The sequence below is a fragment of the Streptomyces sp. NPDC002328 genome (genome assembly GCF_042890065.1).
Taxonomy (GTDB): Bacteria; Actinomycetota; Actinomycetes; order Streptomycetales; family Streptomycetaceae; genus Streptomyces.
In genome coordinates this window covers 195,165-214,091 of the sequence record NZ_JBIARQ010000003.1, presented here as the reverse complement: position 1 = coordinate 214,091, position 18,927 = coordinate 195,165, and the positions used below count along the sequence as shown (strand labels likewise).

At 73.2% G+C, this 18,927-nt stretch carries 16 protein-coding genes and 1 tRNA gene; 11 read left to right on the top strand and 6 right to left on the bottom strand.

The annotated features are described in order from the left end of the window. Window positions 1-126: 126 nt before the first annotated feature. Window positions 127-1,707 (bottom strand): potassium/proton antiporter, encoded by a 1,581-nt coding sequence (locus ACFYX4_RS10645; RefSeq protein WP_389329208.1) that lies wholly within the window; start codon window positions 1,705-1,707, stop codon window positions 127-129. Window positions 1,708-1,906: 199 nt separating this feature from the next. On the opposite strand from ACFYX4_RS10645, the gene ACFYX4_RS10640 reads away from it, so the two are divergent. Next, window positions 1,907-4,750, top strand: coding sequence for a penicillin acylase family protein (locus ACFYX4_RS10640; protein WP_389329205.1), 2,844 nt, complete (start codon window positions 1,907-1,909; stop codon window positions 4,748-4,750). A 113-nt stretch (window positions 4,751-4,863) separates the two neighbouring features. Here the strand turns inward: ACFYX4_RS10640 and ACFYX4_RS10635 are convergent, their stop codons facing one another. Continuing rightward, entirely contained in the window at window positions 4,864-5,478 is a 615-nt protein-coding gene (locus tag ACFYX4_RS10635) for a 5-formyltetrahydrofolate cyclo-ligase (protein ID WP_389329202.1), read from the bottom strand. A 99-nt stretch (window positions 5,479-5,577) separates the two neighbouring features. Between ACFYX4_RS10635 and galU the strand changes: the two genes are divergently transcribed. The 7 genes from galU (at window position 5,578) to ACFYX4_RS10600 (ending at window position 11,365) form a co-directional block, all read left to right on the top strand. Next, a complete protein-coding gene (galU, locus tag ACFYX4_RS10630) occupies window positions 5,578-6,504 on the top strand; it encodes a UTP--glucose-1-phosphate uridylyltransferase GalU (RefSeq protein ID WP_389329199.1) in 927 nt (308 codons plus the stop codon). A 5-nt stretch (window positions 6,505-6,509) separates the two neighbouring features. Further along, window positions 6,510-7,835 carry a gephyrin-like molybdotransferase Glp gene (gene glp / locus ACFYX4_RS10625; protein WP_389329196.1) on the top strand — a complete coding sequence of 442 codons (1,326 nt, stop codon included), beginning with the start codon at window positions 6,510-6,512 and terminating at the stop codon, window positions 7,833-7,835. Between the two features lie 87 nt (window positions 7,836-7,922). Next, on the top strand, window positions 7,923-8,438 hold the full coding sequence (moaC, locus tag ACFYX4_RS10620; protein WP_389329193.1) for a cyclic pyranopterin monophosphate synthase MoaC: 516 nt from the start codon (window positions 7,923-7,925) through the stop codon (window positions 8,436-8,438). After that, on the top strand, window positions 8,423-8,971 hold the full coding sequence (locus ACFYX4_RS10615) for a molybdenum cofactor biosynthesis protein B (RefSeq protein ID WP_389330222.1): 549 nt from the start codon (window positions 8,423-8,425) through the stop codon (window positions 8,969-8,971). Before moaC ends, ACFYX4_RS10615 begins: the two co-directional genes overlap by 16 nt. Further along, window positions 8,968-9,687 (top strand): GNAT family N-acetyltransferase, encoded by a 720-nt coding sequence (locus ACFYX4_RS10610; RefSeq protein WP_389330219.1) that lies wholly within the window; start codon window positions 8,968-8,970, stop codon window positions 9,685-9,687. Before ACFYX4_RS10615 ends, ACFYX4_RS10610 begins: the two co-directional genes overlap by 4 nt. A 172-nt stretch (window positions 9,688-9,859) precedes the next feature. Beyond that, entirely contained in the window at window positions 9,860-11,206 is a 1,347-nt protein-coding gene (glpR, locus tag ACFYX4_RS10605) for a gephyrin-like molybdotransferase receptor GlpR (protein WP_389329190.1), read from the top strand. 85 nt (window positions 11,207-11,291) lie between these two features. Further along, window positions 11,292-11,365, top strand: a tRNA-Ala gene (locus tag ACFYX4_RS10600). Window positions 11,366-11,391: 26 nt separating this feature from the next. Here the strand turns inward: ACFYX4_RS10600 and ACFYX4_RS10595 are convergent. Both ACFYX4_RS10595 and ACFYX4_RS10590 read right to left on the bottom strand, forming a co-directional pair. Continuing rightward, window positions 11,392-13,812 (bottom strand): FtsX-like permease family protein, encoded by a 2,421-nt coding sequence (locus ACFYX4_RS10595; protein ID WP_389329187.1) that lies wholly within the window; start codon window positions 13,810-13,812, stop codon window positions 11,392-11,394. After that, window positions 13,806-14,579: an ABC transporter ATP-binding protein gene (locus ACFYX4_RS10590; protein ID WP_389329184.1), complete on the bottom strand. Its 774-nt coding sequence runs from the start codon at window positions 14,577-14,579 to the stop codon at window positions 13,806-13,808. Before ACFYX4_RS10590 ends, ACFYX4_RS10595 begins: the two co-directional genes overlap by 7 nt. Before the next feature lie 176 nt (window positions 14,580-14,755). Between ACFYX4_RS10590 and ACFYX4_RS10585 the strand changes: the two genes are divergently transcribed. Together ACFYX4_RS10585 and ACFYX4_RS10580 are read left to right on the top strand one after the other, a co-directional pair. After that, window positions 14,756-16,096 carry a sensor histidine kinase gene (locus ACFYX4_RS10585; protein WP_389329181.1) on the top strand — a complete coding sequence of 447 codons (1,341 nt, stop codon included), beginning with the start codon at window positions 14,756-14,758 and terminating at the stop codon, window positions 16,094-16,096. Next, window positions 16,066-16,728 (top strand): response regulator, encoded by a 663-nt coding sequence (locus ACFYX4_RS10580; protein WP_389329178.1) that lies wholly within the window; start codon window positions 16,066-16,068, stop codon window positions 16,726-16,728. Before ACFYX4_RS10585 ends, ACFYX4_RS10580 begins: the two co-directional genes overlap by 31 nt. Before the next feature lie 43 nt (window positions 16,729-16,771). Here the strand turns inward: ACFYX4_RS10580 and ACFYX4_RS10575 are convergent, their stop codons facing one another. Continuing rightward, window positions 16,772-17,254, bottom strand: coding sequence for a GNAT family N-acetyltransferase (locus tag ACFYX4_RS10575; protein WP_389329175.1), 483 nt, complete (start codon window positions 17,252-17,254; stop codon window positions 16,772-16,774). A gap of 78 nt (window positions 17,255-17,332) precedes the next feature. Here ACFYX4_RS10575 and ACFYX4_RS10570 point away from each other — a divergent pair, with 78 nt between their 5' ends. Then, the gene (locus ACFYX4_RS10570) at window positions 17,333-18,136 is read left to right on the top strand and encodes an exodeoxyribonuclease III (RefSeq protein ID WP_389329172.1); all 804 of its coding nucleotides are present in this window, start codon (window positions 17,333-17,335) and stop codon (window positions 18,134-18,136) included. On the opposite strand, the gene ACFYX4_RS10565 is transcribed toward ACFYX4_RS10570, so the two are convergent. Then, the gene (locus ACFYX4_RS10565) at window positions 18,133-18,843 is read right to left on the bottom strand and encodes a MerR family transcriptional regulator (protein ID WP_389329170.1); all 711 of its coding nucleotides are present in this window, start codon (window positions 18,841-18,843) and stop codon (window positions 18,133-18,135) included. The two genes, ACFYX4_RS10570 and ACFYX4_RS10565, sit on opposite strands and share 4 nt — an antisense overlap. Window positions 18,844-18,927: the final 84 nt, after the last annotated feature.

The window sequence follows — 18,927 nt, the reverse complement described above, 5'->3', positions numbered from 1 at the left end:
AGAGTTGGTTCGATCAAGGTGCGCCTTCATTGTACAGAGATCATTCGCCGTCCGACCTGTGAAAACGAGCACCATGGACTGCCCCGCCTGTGATCGGGGGCGGTGTGAACGGTGCGAAACCTGTTCTTAACGCCCGCCGGGGCCGGTTCCGTCGGTGCCGAGCCAGCCGGCGAGCTTGCCGCCGTGGCCGACGGCGCGCAGTCGTCGTTCGGCGGCGTCGCGAACGGGGTCGGTGGCGACGACGAGGAGTTCGTCGCCGCGCCGCAGCACCGTCGTCGGCAGGGGCACGAACGACTTCTCGTCGCGCACGACGAGGGTGACGGCGGCCCCCGCGGGCAGCCGCAGCTCGTTGACCTCGACGCCGTGCATCTTGGAGCCCTCGGGGATCGCGACGGACAGCAGGTGTCCGCGCAGCCGCTCCAGGGGCGCCGACTCGATGCCGAGGTCGGCGGCCTCGGCGTCCTCGCCCAGGCGCAGCTTGCGGGCCAGCCAGGGCAGCGTCGGCCCCTGCACCAGGGTGTAGACGACGACCAGCACGAAGACGATGTTGAAGATGGTGCGGCTGGCCTCGACGCCCTGCACCATGGGGATCGTGGCCAGGATGATGGGCACCGCGCCGCGCAGTCCCGCCCAGGACATCAGCGTCTGCTCCTGCCAGGGCACCCGGAACGGCGTCAGACAGGCCACGACGCTGAGCGGGCGGGCCACCATGGTGAGCACCAGGCCGATGAGCAGCGCGGGCACCACGTCGTCGCCCAGCTCGTGCGGGGTGACCAGCAGGCCGAGCAGCACGAACATGCCGATCTGGGCGATCCAGCCGAGGCCGTCGGCGAACCCGCGCGTGGCGGGCCAGTGCGGCAGCTTGGCGTTGCCCATGACCATCGCGGCGAGGTAGACGCCCAGGAAGCCGCTGCCGTGGGCGATCGCGCCGGCCGCGTAGGCGACGACGGCGATGGCCATGACGGCGATCGGGTAGAGGCCGGAGGCGGGCAGCGCGACGTGCCGCAGTCCCCAGGAGCCGAGGAAGCCGACCGCCGCGCCGATGGCGGCGCCGATGGCCAGCTCCAGCAGTATCTTGCCGATCAGCACGTACCAGTGCTCGACCGGTCCGGCGGTGGAGAAGGCGACGACCAGGATGACCACGGGGGCGTCGTTGAAGCCGGACTCGGCCTCCAGCGTGCCCGTCACGCGCGCGGGGAGGGGGATCTTGCGCAGCACGGAGAACACCGCCGCCGCGTCCGTGGAGGACACCACCGCCCCGATGATGAGCGCCTGCCGCCACTCCAGCCCGACCAGGTAGTGCGCGCCCGCCGCGGTGACGCCGACGCTCACGGCGATGCCGCCGAGGGCCAGCGCGGTGGCGGCCGGGAGGGCCGGCTTGATCTCCTTCCACTTCGTGCCGAGGCCGCCCTCGGCCAGGATCACGACCAGGGCGGCATAGCCGATGACCTGGGTGAGCTCGGCGTTGTCGAAGTGGATGTCGCCGATGCCGTCCTGGCCCATGAGGACGCCGATGCCCAGGTAGACGAGCAGGCTGGGGAGCCCGCTGCGCGAGGAGATCCGGACCGCGGCGACGGCGACGAGCAGGACGAGCGAGCAGACGAGCAGGAGCTGGTTGAGGTGGTGGACAGTCAGCGGCTGTTCCCTTTTTCCCGGCGCGCGCGACGCGCGCGCGTGTGCACATGTACATCGGACACGAGGCGGCACGCCGCGAGCCCAACTACTTCGTTACCTTACCTAACTCTTGACGATTTCTTGACGTTCGCACGGGCAAGATCGAACGTCCTTCCGGGCCCGTTGCCGACTCCGCGTCAAGTGCCTCGGACCCCTGCGCCTATGGTTGCTCCAGCGCTCATTCAAAAGGACAGCCCGCCCTGCCGCTCGCGTTAGGACAGCAAGGACAGCGATGCCCCCCAACACCACCGCCACAACGGGTGACAAGCCCGGCAAGTCCGGCAGGAAGAAGGGGCGCAAAGCCCGTCTTATCGTGCTCGTACTGGTGCTGGCCATCATCGGCGGCATCGCGTACGGCGCCTACTGGTCGATCAGCACGGTGCGGGCCTCCTTCCCGCAGACCGAGGGCTCGCTCACGCTGGAGGGCCTGTCCGGGCCGGTCGACGTCAAACGCGACGGCTACGGCATCCCACAGATCTACGCGTCCTCCGACGCCGACCTGTTCATGGCGCAGGGCTTCGTCCAGGCGCAGGACCGGTTCTACGAGATGGACGTGCGCCGGCACATGACCTCCGGGCGTCTGTCGGAGATGTTCGGCAAGAGCCAGGTCGACAACGACGAGTTCCTGCGCACCCTCGGCTGGGACCGCATCGCCAAGCAGGAGTACGAGACCAAGCTGTCGCCGGCCACGAAGAAGTACCTCGAGGCCTACGCCAAGGGCGTCAACGCCTATCTGAAGGGCAAGGACGGCGAGGACATCTCCCTGGAGTACGCCGCCCTCGGGTTCGCCAACAGCTACAAGCCCGCCGAGTGGACTCCGGTCGACTCGGTCGCCTGGCTGAAGGCGATGGCCTGGGACCTGCGCGGCAACATGCAGGACGAGATCGACCGCGCCCTGATGACCAGCCGCCTCGGCCCGCAGCAGATCGCCGACCTCTATCCGACCTACCCGTACGACCGGAACCAGGCGATCGTCCAGGAGGGCCAGTACGACGAGTCGACCGGGACGTTCGAGCAGGACGGCGGCTCCAGCGGTTCCAGTGGCTCCGAGGGCGACTCCAGCGGCTCGTCGAGCGGCTCGTCGAGCGGCTCCGGCAGCTCCGACGGCTCCTCCGGCGGCACGGGCACGTCCGGCAGCACGGACGGCACCAGCGCCGGCGCCGTGGGCTCCGACGCGCAGAGCCAGCTCTCGGGCCTGTACGCCGTCCTCGACGACCTGCCCACGGCCGTCGGCGTGAACGGCAACGGCATCGGCTCCAACTCCTGGGTCGTCGCCGGCTCGCACACCATCACCGGCAAGCCGCTGCTGGCCAACGACCCGCACCTGTCGGCCTCGCTGCCGTCCGTCTGGTACCAGATGGGCCTGCACTGCCGCACCGTCTCCAGCGCCTGCAAGTACGACGTCTCCGGCTACACCTTCTCCGGCATGCCCGGCGTGATAATCGGACACAACCAGAAGATCAGCTGGGGCATGACCAACTCCGGGGTCGACGTCACCGACCTCTACCTGGAGAAGCTCTCCGGCGACGGCTACCTCTACGACGGCAAGGTGAAGCCGTTCACCACGCGCGAGGAGACCATCAAGGTCGCCGGCGGCTCCCCCAAGAAGATCGTCGTCCGGCAGACCGAGGACGGCATGCCCCTGCTGTCCGACCGCAGCAACGAGCTCGTGAAGGTCGGCCAGAAGGCCGGCGTCGGCAATGAGGCGCCCGACCGCGGCGACGGCTACGCCGTGGCGCTGAAGTGGACCGCGCTGTCGGCGGGCACCTCCATGGACGCAGTGTTCGCCATGAACAGGGCGGCCGGCTGGGACGACTTCCGCGCCGCGGCCAAGCTCTTCGACGTGCCCTCGCAGAACCTGGTCTACGCGGACACCGACAACCACATCGGCTACCAGCTGCCCGGACGGATCCCCACGCGCGCGAAGGGCTACGACGGCTCGGTCCCCGCCCCGGGCTGGGACCCGAAGTACCAGTGGACCGGGTACATCGACTTCGAGAAGCTCCCCTTCGAGTACGACCCGGCGCGCGGCTACATCGTCACCGCCAACCAGGCCGTCGTCGACCCGGACAAGTACCCCTACACGCTCACCAAGGACTGGGGTTACGGCACCCGCAGCCAGCGCATCGTCGATCTGATCAAGCAGAAGATCGAGGGCAACGGCAAGATCTCCACCGACGACATGCGCCAGATGCAGATGGACAACGACAGCCAGATCGCGCGGCTGCTCGTGCCCACCCTGCTGAAGCTCAACCTCAAGGACCCGGACGTCCGCCAGGCGCAGGACCTGCTCCAGGGCTGGGACTACACGCAGGACGCCGATTCGGCCGCCGCGGCCTACTTCAACGCGGTCTGGCGCAACATCCTCAAGCTGGCCTTCGGCAACAAGCTGCCCAGGGAGCTGAGGGTCGAGGGACAGTGCCTGTGGGTCGACCCGGTCAACAACACCGGCCCCGTCGACGACACCGGCAAGGTCCGCGAATGCGGTCAGCGCGACGCCGAGCAGGCGCAGCCGGACGGCGGCGACCGCTGGTTCGAGGTCGTGCGCAACCTCATGCAGAAGCCGGACAGCGACTGGTGGACGACGCCCGAGTCGGGCAGGCGCGCCGGCGCCGACCACAACCGCGACGACCTGTTCGAGCGCGCCATGATCGACGCCCGCTGGGAGCTGACCGCCAAGCTCGGCAAGGACATCGACACCTGGAGCTGGGGCCGGCTGCACCGCCTGTTCCTGAAGAACCAGACCCTGGGCACCAGCGGCCCCGGCTTCCTCCAGTACGTCCTCAACCGCGGCCCGTGGGAGCTCAGCGGCGGCGAGGCGGCGGTCAACGCGGCCGGCTGGAACGCCGCCGGCGGCTACGACGTCGTGTGGGTGCCGTCCATGCGGATGGTGGTCAATCTCGCCGACCTCGACAAGTCGAAGTGGATCAACCTCACCGGCGCCTCGGGGCACGCCTTCAGCGCCCACTACACCGACCAGACGGGCAAGTGGGCCAAGGGCGAGCTGCTCGACTGGGCCTACTCGAAGAAGGCGGTCGACGGCGGCACGAGCGAGACCCTCGTGCTCAAGCCCTGACGCCGTCCCGTCCGTCCAGGCCGCCCGAGCGGCCACAAGGGGCGCGCCACGCACACACGCGTGGCGCGCCCCTTGTCGTACTTCAGAAGTAGTGCGCCGGGACGTCGTGCCGCTCAGCTGAAGCGGCGCACCCCGGAAGGCGTCACCACCGCGTGCACCGGCGCGTCGTGCGGCTCCTCCGGGACGCGCTCGACGACCTCGCCGTCGTACAGCAGCACCACCAGCGAGGCGCGGGAGCCGGAACGCGCGAGACGCGCCAGGACCCGGTCGTAGGAGCCGCCGCCGCGCCCGAGCCGCATGCCGCGCGCGTCGACCGCGAGGCCCGGCAGCAGCACCACGTCGGCGTCCGTCACGGCGTCCGGGCCGAGGCGCTCCCCGGACGGCTCGAACAGGGCCATCCGGCCGCCGTGCCGCACGCGCGCGAGGGAGCCCTCACCTTCGTACGCGCCCCAGTCGAGGTCGTCGTCCGGCAGCAGCGCGGGCAGCAGGACGCGCACGCCCCGCGCGCGCAGGGCCTCCAGCAGGGCGAGCGTGCCGGGCTCACCGCCCACGGAGACGTACGCCGCGACCGTCGAGGCGCCGGCCAGCTCCGGCAGGTCCAGGGCGTGCCGGGCCAGCGCTGCGGCCGCCTCCCGCAGGTCGTCCGCCGGCAACGCGTTCCTCACCGCGAGGAGCTCTCGCCGCAACCTGCGCTTGGCAGAATCCGGGCCGCCGGTGGTGTGCCCCATATGTTCGCTCCCGCTTCAAGCAGTACCAATGTGCTCATATGAGCATCAAGCAGCCGGGGGTGCAGTTTCCCGTCCAGGGCACCGGATATGGTGGCCGGCATGACTCAGTCGCACCCCAGGATCAGCAAGGCTGTCATCCCCGCGGCCGGCCTCGGCACCCGGTTCCTGCCGGCGACCAAGGCCACTCCCAAGGAGATGCTGCCGGTCGTGGACAAGCCGGCGATCCAGTACGTGGTCGAGGAGGCCGTCGCCGCGGGCCTCGACGACGTCCTCATGGTCACCGGCCGCAACAAGCGCCCCCTCGAGGACCACTTCGACCGCAACTACGAGCTCGAGTCGGCGCTGGAGAAGAAGGGCGACGCCAACCGGCTCGCCAAGGTCCAGGAGTCCAGCGACCTGGCGACCATGCACTACGTGCGGCAGGGCGACCCCAGGGGCCTCGGACACGCGGTGCTGTGCGCGGCGCCGCACGTCGGGCAGGAGCCGTTCGCCGTCCTCCTGGGTGACGACCTGATCGACCCGCGCGACCCGCTGCTCCAGCGGATGATCGAGGTCCAGGAGCGGCACGGCGGCAGCGTCATCGCGCTCATGGAGGTCGCGCCCGAGCAGATCCACCTGTACGGCTGCGCCGCCGTCGAGGCGACCGAGGACGGCGACGTCGTCAAGGTGACCGGCCTCGTGGAGAAGCCCGACCCGGCCGACGCCCCCTCCAACTACGCGATCATCGGCCGCTACGTCCTCGACCCGAGCGTGTTCGACGTGCTGCGCAAGACCGAGCCCGGACGCGGCGGCGAGATCCAGCTCACCGACGCCCTCCAGCAGCTCGCGCAGACGCACTCGTCGGCGGACACCGCCGCGGAGAAGGCCGGCGGCCCGGTCCACGGCGTCGTCTTCAAGGGCCGCCGCTATGACACCGGCGACCGCAGCGACTACCTGCGGGCCATTGTCAGACTCGCGTGCGAACGTGAAGACCTGGGCCCGGACTTCCGGACCTGGCTTCGCAGTTACGTCACGGAGGAGATGTAGCCACAGTGAGCACCGCCGCGCCCCGTACCGCCGGGCAGGAAAACCGCCTCTGGTCGGTGGACGAGCACCTGGAGGACATCCTCGCCACCGTCCGCCCCCTCGAACCGATCGAGCTGCAACTGCCCGACGCCCAGGGCTGCGTCCTGGTCGACGACGTCACGGTGGCGGTGTCGCTGCCGCCGTTCGACAACAGCTCGATGGACGGGTACGCGGTACGGGTCGCGGACGTGGCGGGCGCGAGCGAGGAGTTCCCGGCGGTCCTGGAGGTCGTCGGGGACGTCGCGGCGGGCCAGGCGGGCCTGCTGCACGTCGGACCCGGGCAGGCCGCCCGGATCATGACCGGGGCCCCGCTGCCGCACGGCGCGGAGACCGTCGTCCCCGTCGAGTGGACCGACGGGGGGCTCGGCGAGGGCCCGGTCGACGGGATGCGGGCCCGCAGCCTCGCCCCCGAGCAGGCCACGGGCCACGTGCGCGTGTACCGGCCCGCCGGGGCACGCGCGCACGTACGCGCGAAGGGCAGCGACGTGAAGGCCGGCGACCGCGCCCTGGACGCCGGCACCGTCCTCGGCCCGCCGCAGATCGCCCTGCTCGCCGCGATCGGCCGCGGCACGGTCCGGGTGCGCCCCCGCCCGCGCGTGGTGGTGATGTCCACCGGCAGCGAACTCGTCCAGCCCGGCGAGGAGTTGGGCAAGGGTCAGATCTACGACTCCAACAGCTTCGCCCTCACCGCGGCCGCGCGGGACGCCGGTGCGATCGCCTACCGGGTGGGCGCGGTGGCCGACGACGCCGAGACCCTCCGCGCGACCATCGAGGACCAGCTCGTCCGCGCCGACCTCGTCGTCACCACGGGCGGCGTGAGCGTCGGCGCGTACGACGTCGTCAAGGAGGCCCTGTCGTACGTCGGGGACGAGGACCAGGCGGGCAGCGGGGTCGAGTTCCGCAGACTCGCCATGCAGCCCGGCAAGCCCCAGGGCTTCGGCTCCATCGGCCCCGACCACATCCCGCTGCTGGCCCTGCCCGGCAACCCGGTGTCGTCGTACGTCTCCTTCGAACTGTTCGTACGGCCCGCGATCCGCACCCTGATGGGCCTGACCGACATCCACCGGCCCACCACGCGCGCGAAGCTCACCGCGGACGAGGCGCTCACCTCGCCCAAGGGACGCCGCCAGTTCCTGCGCGCCCAGCACGCCGACGGGACCGTCCGCCCGGTCGGCGGAGCCGGCTCCCACCTGATCGCCGCTCTCGCGCACGCCGACGCGCTCATCGTCGTCCCGGAGGACGTGGAGTCGGTCGAGCCGGGCGCCGAGGTCGAGGTGGTCCTGCTCGGCTGAGCACTCCCCGTTGGGGGTACCGTGTCGCGCACGACAGGCCCGCGCGCCGCACACCGCGCCGGGCCCGGACCGGGAGCGCGACACGGTATGAGCAGGCAGGACCGGCAGGACCGGCAGCAGGGGCACGGCGGGCAGGACCGGCTGACGCACATCGACGACGCCGGCGCCGCCCGTATGGTCGACGTGTCCGGCAAGGACGTGACCGCGCGCACCGCGCGCGCCAGTGGACGCGTCCTCGTCGCGCCCCGCGTGGTCGAGCTGCTGCGCGGCGAAGGGGTCCCCAAGGGCGACGCGCTGGCCACCGCGCGGATCGCGGGCATCATGGGCGCCAAGCGCACCCCCGACCTGATCCCGCTGTGCCACCCTCTCGCGCTCTCCGGTGTGAAACTGGACCTGTCGGTCGCGGACGACGCCGTGGAGATCACCGCCACGGTGAGGACGACGGACCGCACGGGCGTCGAGATGGAGGCGCTCACCGCGGTCTCCGTCGCCGCGCTCACCGTGATCGACATGGTGAAGGCGGTCGACAAGGGAGCGGTCATCACGGACGTGCGCGTGGAGGAGAAGACGGGCGGCAAGTCGGGCGACTGGAGCCGGGCGTGAGCGCCGGGGCGCACCGGGCCGCGTCCGCGCCGTACCGCGCGCTGGTCGTGACCGCGTCCAACCGGGCCGCCGCCGGCGTCTACGAGGACCGGGGCGGGCCGCTGGTCGCCGAGGGCCTGCGGCGCTTCGGCTTCGCTGTCGACGGCCCGCAGGTGGTCCCCGACGGCGACCCTGTGGAGGCGGCCCTGCGCGCCGGCGTGGAGGCCGCATACGACGTGATCGTCACCACCGGCGGCACCGGCCTCTCGCCCACCGACCGCACGCCGGAGGCGACCCGCGCGGTGATCGACAGCGAGGTGCCGGGCATCGCGGAGGCCGTCCGCGCGTTCGGCCGGGAGAAGGTGCCGACCGCGGCGCTCTCCCGGGGCCTGGCCGGGGTGGCGCGCCGGACGCTCATCGTCAACCTGCCCGGTTCCACCGGCGGGGTGAAGGACGGGCTGGCCGTCCTGGAGCCGCTGCTGACCCACGCCGTCGACCAGCTGCGCGGCGGTGACCACCCCAGACCCGGCGACAGCAGTGGGGGTGCGCGCTGAACAGCCTGTCCTGGCCCGTCGAGCTCGCGGAGGGCGATGTCGTCCTGCGGCCGATAAAGCTGCGCGACCAGCGGTCCTGGCGTGAGATCAACCGGCGCAACCGGGACTGGCTGCGCCCCTGGGAGGCGACCATCCCGCCGCCCGCGCCGAGCGGGCCGATCGCGCACCGGCCGACCTACCGTCAGATGGTGCGCCATCTGCGGGCGGAGGCGAACGCGGGGCGGATGCTGCCCTTCGTCATCGAGTACCAGGGCCGTCTGGTCGGCCAGTTGACGGTGGCCGGGATCACCTGGGGCTCCATGTGCTCGGGGCACGTCGGCTACTGGGTGGACGAGTCGGTGGCCGGGCGCGGGGTGATGCCGACGGCGGTGGCGCTCGTCGTGGACCACTGTTTCCGCACCGTCGGGCTGCACCGCATCGAGGTGTGCATTCGGCCCGAGAACCGGCCCAGCCGCCGGGTCGTGGAGAAACTCGGATTCCGCGAGGAGGGGTTGCGGCCCCGTTATCTCCACATCGACGGAGCCTGGCGCGACCACCTCGTCTTCGCGCTCACGGCGGAGGAGGTGCCGGAGGGGCTGCTGAGCCGCTGGCGGCGCTCCCGTCCGCGCACCGCGTCCGGCGACCTGTCCGGCGACCCGTCCGGGCCCCTTGACCAGTCCTCGCCACCGCGTGACCCGCAGAACACCCGGGGGAATCAGACCAGCCCCGGTAATTGAATAAGTGTTCGAAATTGATCGAGCGATGACCGTCTTGGGGGCATTGAATTCGCCGCCCGACGGCCCGCTGATCGCATCGGTCACAAAAAAAGTTCGAAATATCAGCCAGATCGTGCGACACACCGGCCCAATTGGCGGATGGCCTCCCGCAAACCCCTCTACCGTGTGAGACGTGAGCAGCAGCGGCCTCATCTACGCAGTCATCGTCGGGGCCTGGGCCGCCTACTTGGTGCCGATGTGGCTCCGTAGGCAGGACGAGCTGAACGAAGCCCGTCCGACGGAACGCTTCAGCACCGCCATCCGGCTGCTGTCCGGACGGGCGGGCATGGAGCGCCGGTACGCCAAGGACCTGCGGGCGCGCTCGACCGAGGAGGACGAGCCCGACGCCGACGTTCCGGACGCGCCCACCGAGTCGGTGGACGTCCGGGCCTTCGCCATGCCCCCGACCCGTCCGCAGACCAAGGTGACGGTGCAGGAGCGCGAGCAGGCGCGCCCGGAGGGGGCGCGCGATCCGGCGCGTGAGCCGATGCGCGATGCGGCGCCCGCCCCCGCGCACGCCTCCACGCACGCCCCCGCGCCCGCTTCCGCCTCGGCAGCCGAGCCCGGCGCGTCCCCGGCCCCCTCCCGGGTGCCGGAAGCGCGCCGCACGCCCGCGCCCGCGGCGTCCGCGGCCGGCGCGGCGGCCGACGCGGCCTCCACACAGGCCGCCGCCGCCCGCGCCCAGCGTTCGAAGGTGCTCGCGCGCCGCCGGCGCACCACGGTGATGCTCTTCCTCGCCTTCACCATGGGCGCGGTCGTCGCGGCCGTCGGCGGGCTCGCGTTCCTGTGGGCGCCCGGCGTGCCCGCCGTCCTGCTCAGCGGCTACATCGCCTACCTGCGCTCCCAGGAGCGGCGGCGCTTCGCGTACCACATGGACCGCAGGCGCGCCGAGGCCGCCGCCCAGCGACTGCGCGAACGTCAGCCCCGCCGGCGCGGCCCCGCGTCCGGGACGGCGCACCAGGCGTCGTCCGTGGACACCGGCGCCGACGCCGGCGCAGAGGAGCCGCACGAGGTCACCGAACCGGAGACCGACCCCGGCCTGCTGGCGCTCGCCGCGGACCGCAGGGCGCTCGTCGAGCAGACCGACCACGCCGAGTGGGTCGACCAGCAGCGCGAGCGGCAGCGCCGGCCCGGACACGGCGAGAGCTGGGACCCGGTGCCGGTCCCGCTGCCGACGTACGTGACCGCCCCGGTCGCCCCGCGCGCCACCTCCGACGTGGACCTGGGCGCGCCGGACGCCTGGAGCTCGGCCCGTTCGAGCTCCTCGGCCCCACCGGAGCAGGAGACGCCCGAAGCGAGCGCGGACGCGTCCGCGCCGTCCGCGTCGAACGCCGAGGGCGACGAGCCGGCCCGCGCGGAGGACGGCGAGCGCAGCGACGCACGGCGCGCCGCGTCCGCCCGCCGCTCGCGCGAACGAGGCCGCACCCCGCTGTTCGACCAGTACGAGGACGGCGAACGCCCCCGGGCCGCCAACGAGTGAACGGTCTCCCGTTCCCCCCGGCCAGGGCCCGGGGAACGGATTTCCAAGCAGCCCGATGGGGGTGCTAGAGTTTCACTCGTTGCAAGGGCCTGTGGCGCAGTCCGGTAGCGCACCTCGTTCGCATCGAGGGGGCCAGGGGTTCAAATCCCCTCAGGTCCACGCAGCATGGGAGCCCGTTCCTGATTTCAGGAGCGGGCTCCTTGCCATGTGCCCGGTGGGTGCCGCAGGGCCAAGGCCGTCGGGATCAGGGTGGCCGTCAGGGCGAGCAGTGTGCACGCGCCCGTCGTCCAGGCCAGGGCCGTCCACGGCACGACGATCGTCGGCGGTGCCGACAGCAGGTGCAGGGCCGTGGCCGTCGCGGCCAGGTCGGTCGCCGTCACCGTGAGGCCCAGCGCCGTGCCCAGTGCCACCACCGTCAGCGCCTCGGCGGCCGACAGTCGCAGCACCTGGCCGGCGGTCGCCCCGGCCAGCCGCAGCGCCGCGAGGTCCCGGGCGCGTCCGGCGGCGTCCATGGCCAGGGTGTTGGCGAGCGAGAGGCCCGTATAGAGGAGCGCGATGCCCAGGACGAGGAACAGCCCGAGCCGGGTCGTCCCGTCGGTCCGCGGCTCGGCGGCGGCCACCCAGCGCGCCCTGCTCCACACGTCCGCCCCGGCCACCGCCCGCAGGCCCGCCGCGACCGCTCGCGCGTCGGCCCCCGTCCGCAGCCGTACGTCGACCCGGTCGACGGCCGCCCCGCCCGCGTTGGCGGCGGTGACGTAAGCGCCGTTGTCCCCCGTCCCGGTGGCCAGCACGGCGACGATCCGCAGGGACCTCGGCGTGCCGTCACCGAGCCACACCCGCACCGTCTCTCCCACCCGGTGCTCGGCCCACTCCTCGTTGACGACGATCGACCCGTCGTCGAGATCCTCGACCCGCCCGGCCGTCACCGGCAGCCGCACGGTCCCCGCGAGGAGCGCCGGATCGACGGCCCGCGCCTCGGACCGCACGAGCGCCACCCCGTCCTCCAGGGCGTACACGGCGGTCCCGGCGGTGGGGGAGACGACGGCACCGGGCACCCGCCCAAGTGCCCTCACATCCATGGGAGTTCCGGTCCGCGGCGTCACCACGAAGTCGGCCGTCGTCCGCTCCCGCACCTCCGCCGCCCGCGCCCCGTCCAGCGTGGCCGGCACGCCCAGCAGGGACCCGGCTAGGGCCACCGTGACCAGGACGGGCGCGGCGACGGCGGCGGTGCGCCGCACCCCGGCGACGGCCCGCGCCCGCACCAGCAGCCCGGTCGTCCCGGGCAGCCGGGGCGTCAACGGCCGTACGAGGGCGGGCGCAAGCAGCGCCACCGCCGTGATCAGCAGCATCGGACGGGTGATGTAGGTCTTGCGGTGCAGCAGCTCGCCCGGCTCGGTCAGCAGCGTGTACGTCAGCGTCGCCACGGCCGCCGGCAGCAGCGCCGTACCGCACGCCCGTCGCGCCCAGGTCAGCGCCCGCCCGTCCACGGACGCCTCGCGCAACGCCTGTGCCGGCGCGGTCCGTCCCGCCCGCCAGGACGCGGTCACCGCCCCGGCCAGAGCGACCGTCAGGCCCGTCCAGAAGGCGAGGTGGTACGGCCAGACGTCCCCGCCGATCGCGTACCAGCGCGGTGCGAGGCCGCCCTCGACGACGAGTTCGCCCAGCCGGGGCGCCGCGCACGCCCCCAGCGCGCACCCCGCCGCCGAGGCGAGCACGCCGACCAGCAGCGCCTCCGCGAGCACCGTCCGCCGCACCTGACCCGGGGTGGCGCCGGCGGTGCGCAGCAGGCCGAACTCCCTTCGCCGCCGCTCGACCGCGAAGGCGAAGGTGGAGGCCACGACGAACACCGACACGAACGCCGTCACCCCGCCCGCCGTGCCGAACAGCGCGTTCAGCGCGGTGAGCGCCTCCGCGTCCCGGCCGGGATCGGCGTCGGCCAGCCGCCGTTCGCCCCCGGTCAGCACCCGGACGCCGCTGCCGGCGACCGCCGCCCGTATCGCCGTACGTACCGCCGCCGAATCCGCCTCCACCACCAACTGCCGTAAGGCTGGCGACAGTTGTGCGGCTCGGGCGTCCGTGTGGAACACGGCGTCCTCGAAGCCGAGCCCCCGCACGGTCCCGACCACCCGCTCCCCGCTGCTCAACCGCTCGCCCACGACCGCCCAGCCGCCCGTGACCACGACCTCGCCGTCCGTGCGCGGAGCCCGGCCGGCGCTCAGCTCGTACGGGGCGAAACGCGCCGTCGACCACGGGTGCCCGACCAGTCCGCCGGGGCCGTCCGCGACCCGCACCGGGAAGGAACGGTCCTCGGTGACCGGCCCGAGCGCCCGCAACGCGGCGACGACGGCGTCCGGCACGGCGCGCGGACTCGCCAACTCCGCCGTACGCGCGCCGATCGGCGTGTCCACCCGCAGGGTGTCCTGACCCCGCACCACCACCGCCGACGCCCCCGCGAACCGTTCCGGCGCCCGCACCGGCGCCTCCCGCGACGCGGCCAGCGCCTGCCCCATCACGGCGAGCAGCCCCACGCCCACCGTCAGGGCCACGAAACTGCCGACGAAGGACGCCCAACGGGCGCGCAGAGTGCGCAGGGCGGCGCTCAGCACGGGACCCCCTCCGACCGGGTGCTCTCCAGCCCCGCCATCCGTGCCGCGATCATCTCCGCGTCCGCGCCCACACCCGCGCCCACGTCCGTCCCGGTGAGTTCGTCGTGCACCCGGCCGTCCACCAGGAACACCACCCGGTCCGCGTAGGACGCGGCCACCGGGTCGTGGGTCACCATCACGACCGTCTGGCCGTCGTCGGCCATGGTGCGCAGCAGCGTCAGGACCTCGCGGCCCGTCGTCGAGTCGAGCGCCCCTGTGGGCTCGTCGCCGAACAGCACCTCGGGCCGGGTGATCAGCGCGCGGGCCAGTGCCACCCGCTGCTGCTGGCCGCCGGACAGCTCGCCGGGCCGGTGCCCGCCGCGCTCGCCCAGCCCGACCTGCCGCAGCGCCTCGCGCACCCGGGCCTTCGACGGCCGGCGGCCCGCCAGCCGCAGCGGCAGGGCCACGTTCTGCTCGGCGGTCAGCGCCGGGAGCAGGTTGAAGGACTGGAACACGAACCCGATCCGCTCGCGCCGCAACAGCGTCAGCCGCCGCTCGCTCAGCCCGGTCAGCTCCATGCCGCCGATCCGCACCGAGCCCGCGTCGGGCCGGTCGAGCCCCGCCGCGCACTGGAGCAGCGTCGACTTGCCCGACCCGGACGGTCCCATGACGGCGGTGAAGGAGCCGCGGGGCAGCGCGAGGGTGACGTCGTCGAGGGCGGTCACCCCGGCGGTCGCGGACCCGTGTCTGCGCCGCACGGCGGTCAGTTGGACGGCGTACTCGGTCATCTCGGCCCGTACTCCCACTCGTTGACGATTCCGACGATTCGACGGGTCCACGAAACCGCGCGACGGCGCTCCCGGTCGCTGGGGCAGGGGCGAGAACCGGGGTAGGGCCAGGCATACCCCCGGACCTCCGTCCGAACGGATGGCCCGCGACCCGTCCCCCTTCTACGGTGATCGGCATGCTCCCCCGCCCCCTCCGAGCCCCCCGAACCGTGGCCGCAGCGCCCGCGTCCGTCTGGCAGGCCCTCGCCCGCCCGCGCTACCTGCTGTCGCCGTGGCCCTGGCGTGCCGTCGCCTACCTGCTGTCGGGGACGCTGACCGGGGCCGTGGTCCTGGTGGGGCTGGTGGCTTGGGCGGTCGTGGGCGGCGTCCTCGCGATCGTCCTCGTCGGGCTGCCCCTCGTCGCGGCCCTGGCCTTCGCCGGGCTGCCCGTGGCCGCCCTGGAACGACGCCGCCTGCGGCTGATCGCCCCCGCAGGCACGCCCGCGCCCGACCCGCACGCCGAACCGCCCGCCCCCGGCCTGCGCAGCTGGCTCACCACCCGGCTGCGCGAGCCCGCCACCTGGCGCGAGCTCGGCCACGCCCTGCTCACCGCGGGCCTGCTCTGGCCGGCCGAGGCGCTGCTGCTCGGCGTGGCCCTGGCCGCGCCCCTCACGGTGACCGCGACCCCGCTGCTGATGGCGACGGTCGGCGAGGGCCGGGAGGCGAAGGTGCTGAAGGTGTGGATGGTCACCGACTGGCCGACCGCCTGGGCCGCCGCCGCGCTCGGCGTGCTGCTGCTGGCCGCCGGGGCCCACGTCCTCGGCGTCGCGGCCGGCGCCCGCGCCGCCCTGACCCGGCTGCTGGTCGCCCCGGACGACGGCGACCAGCGGGCGAGGGTGGTCGAACTGACCCGTTCCCGAGCCCGGTTGGTCGACGCCTTCGAGACGGAACGCCGCCGCATCGAACGCGATCTGCACGACGGCGCCCAACAACGCCTCGTCGCCCTCACGATGAGCCTCGGCCTGGCCCGTCTCGACGCCCCGCCCGGCGGACCCCTCGCCGAACAGCTCGCGCGCGCCCACGAGTCGGCGGGGGCCGCGCTCGCCGAACTGCGCGAGCTCATCCACGGCATCCACCCCAAGGTCCTCGCCGACTACGGCCTGGAGGCCGCCGTCGCCGACGCCGCCGACCGCTCGCCCGTCCCGGTCGACGTGGACCTCGCGCTGCCCGGCCGGCTTCCGCGGCCCGTCGAGACCGCCGCGTACTTCGTGGTCCGCGAGGCGCTGGCCAACGTCGCCCGGCACAGCGGGGCGAGCCGCGCCCGGGTCGGCGGCGGGCACCGCGCCGGACGGCTCGTCCTGGAGCTGGAGGACGACGGCCGCGGCGGCGCGGACACCGCCCGCGGCACCGGACTCACCGGTCTCGCCGACCGGGTGTCGGTGCTCGATGGAAGACTGACGCTGACCAGCCCGCCGGGCGGGCCGACCCTGCTACGTGTGGAGATCCCTTGCGAGCCGACGGAACCGGCCTGCGCGTAGTCCTCGCCGAGGACGGCGTCCTGCTGCGCGACGGACTGACGGCCCTGCTCACCCGGTTCGGCCACGAGGTCGTCGCGGCCGTGGGCGACGCGCCGGCCCTGCTCGCGGCGGTCGCCGAGCACGCACCCGACATCGTCGTCACCGACGTCCGCATGCCGCCCGCCTTCCAGGACGAGGGTCTGCACGCCGCCGTCCGGCTGCGCGCGGAACGCCCCGCGCTGCCGGTCCTCGTCCTCAGCCAGTACGTGCAGCGCGCCTACGCCGCCGAACTCCTCGACTCCGGCGACGGCACCGGCGTCGGCTACCTCCTCAAGGACCGCGTCGGCCAGGTCGAGGAGTTCGTGGACGCCCTGCGGGAGGTCGCCGCCGGCGGCACGGTCGTCGACCCCGAGGTCGTCCGCCAACTCCTGCGCCGCCGCCGGGATCCGCTGGCCCGGCTCACCCCGCGCGAGCGGGAGGTGCTGGCGCTGGTGGCGGAGGGCAGGTCCAACGGGTCGATCGCGCGGACCCTGGTCGTCTCGGAGGCCGCCGTCGGCAAACACATCGGCGGCATCCTCATGAAGCTGGACCTGCCCCCGGCGGACGACACCCACCGCAGGGTGCTGGCGGTCCTGGCCTACCTGAGAAGTTGACCGGCCCGCGGAAGCCGACCGGACCTGACGAGCCGAGCGGGCTTCACGAGCCGAGCGGCTTGGCGTAGCAGCGGCTCTCCTCGTGGAACCGGTAGTAGCCGAACTTCGCGCACGGCTCGTACCCGCTGGACGCGTACAGGGCGATGGCCTCCGGCTGCTGGGTGCCGGTCTCCAGAACCATGCGGCGGCGGCCGGCCGCGCGGGCGTCCTCCTCCAGCGCGGTCAGGACGCGGCGCGCCAGGCCGAGCCCGCGCATCTCCCGGATCACGAACATCCGCTTGAGTTCGGCGTCGCCGTCCTCGTTGCCCTCGCCGTTGTGGTCCTGGCTGCGCCAGCCGCCCGTGGCGACGGGACGCTCCAGCGCGTCGTAGGCGATGAGGTAGATCCCGCGCGGCGGCTCGAAGTCGGCCGGCTCCAGCGCGGTGGCGTCGCCGCCGTCGCCGTAGCGCTCGTGGTACTCCGCCTGGACCTCGTCGTTCAGCTTGACGGCGTCGGGGTGGTCGAAGGGGACGCGGCGTATGTCCATGCTAGTCAAGGTACGTCTGTGCATTCTCTGCGGGAGGGCGAAACCGGACGGGGTCCAGTGTGCCGGTATCGTGCCCGGGTGCTGACCGTGACCTCCGTGAACGTGAATGGGCTGCGTGCCGCCGCGAAGAAGGGCTTCGTGGAGTGGCTCGCCGGGACCTCCGCCGACGTGCTGTGCCTCCAGGAGGTGCGCGCCGAGGCGAAGCAGCTGCCCGACGAGGTCCGCGCCCCCGAGGGCTGGCACGTCACGCACGCCCCCGCCGCCGCCAAGGGCCGCGCCGGCGTCTCCCTCTACACCCGCCGCGAGCCCGACGCCGTCCGCGTCGGCTTCGGCTCGGCCGAGTTCGACGCCGCCGGCCGCTACGTCGAGGCCGATCTGCCCGGTGTGACGGTCGCCTCCCTCTACCTCCCGTCCGGCGAGGTCGGCACCGACCGCCAGGACGAGAAGGTCCGCTTCATGGACGAGTTCCTCGCCTACCTCAAGGACCTCCGCGAACGCGCCGCCGCCGACGGCCGCGAGGTCGTGGTCTGCGGCGACTGGAACATCGCCCACCAGCAGGCCGACCTGAAGAACTGGCGCTCCAACACCAAGAACTCGGGCTTCCTGCCGGAGGAACGGGACTGGCTGACGCAGGTGTTCACGCCGGAGGCGGGCGGCTACGTCGACGTCGTCCGCGCCCTGCACCCGGACGTCGCCGGGCCGTACTCGTGGTGGTCGTACCGGGGGCGGGCGTTCGACAACGACACGGGATGGCGTATCGACCTGCATGTGGCGACGCCCGGTCTCGCCGGGAAGGCCGTCAAGGGCTTCGTGGAGCGGGCGGCCACGCACGGCGAACGCTGGTCGGACCACGCGCCGGTGACCGTGGTGTACGACCTCTAGCCGGCGTCCTGCGCGTCCTGCGCGGCCGGTCCGCCCGGTGCGTTCGCCGCCGCCGTCGCGTCATGGCCACGTTCGCGCAGTCGCCGGTCCAGGGCCAGGGACAGTTCCGCCTCCACCACGCTCCGGGCCAGCGGCCGCAGCCGGGGCAGGTCGTTCTCGGTGGCGTGGCGCAGGACCAGGTCGGAGAAGAGGTCGGCCAGGGCGTCGGCGTGCTCGCGGACGCGGGACCCCGCCGCGAGGACCGCGGCGAGCGGGATGCCCTCGCGGACCAGGGCGGCGGAGACGTCCAGCAGCCGCCGGCTGATGTGGACGATCTCGTCGCCGTCGGTGCCGAGATAGCCGAGGTCGAGGGCGGCGGCGAGGTTCTCCGGGGTGACCTGGCCCTCGAAACGGGCGGCGAGCTCCTCGGGGGTGAGGCGGACCGGCTCCTCCTCGGTGGGCCCGCTGACGCCCAGCAGGTCGGCGACGTCCCGGCCGTGGTCGAGGGCGTCGGCGAGTTCGGCGATGCCGTTGAGGGTGTGGCCGCGGTCCAGCAGGGCCGCGATGGTGCGCAGACGGGCCAGGTGATGGTCGTCGTACCAGGCGATACGGCCCTCGCGGCGGGGCGGCGCGAGCAGTTTGCGCTCGCGGTAGAAGCGCAGCGTGCGCACCGTGATGCCGGCCTCCCTGGCCAGCTCCTCCGTCCGGTATTCCCGCTTGTCCGTCACGCCGGAAGCCTATGTCGTACGGTCGGCGCCCGCGGCGGTGGCCGCTGACGCGGGACGAGGCGATCCGCTGCCGGCCCGGGGAAA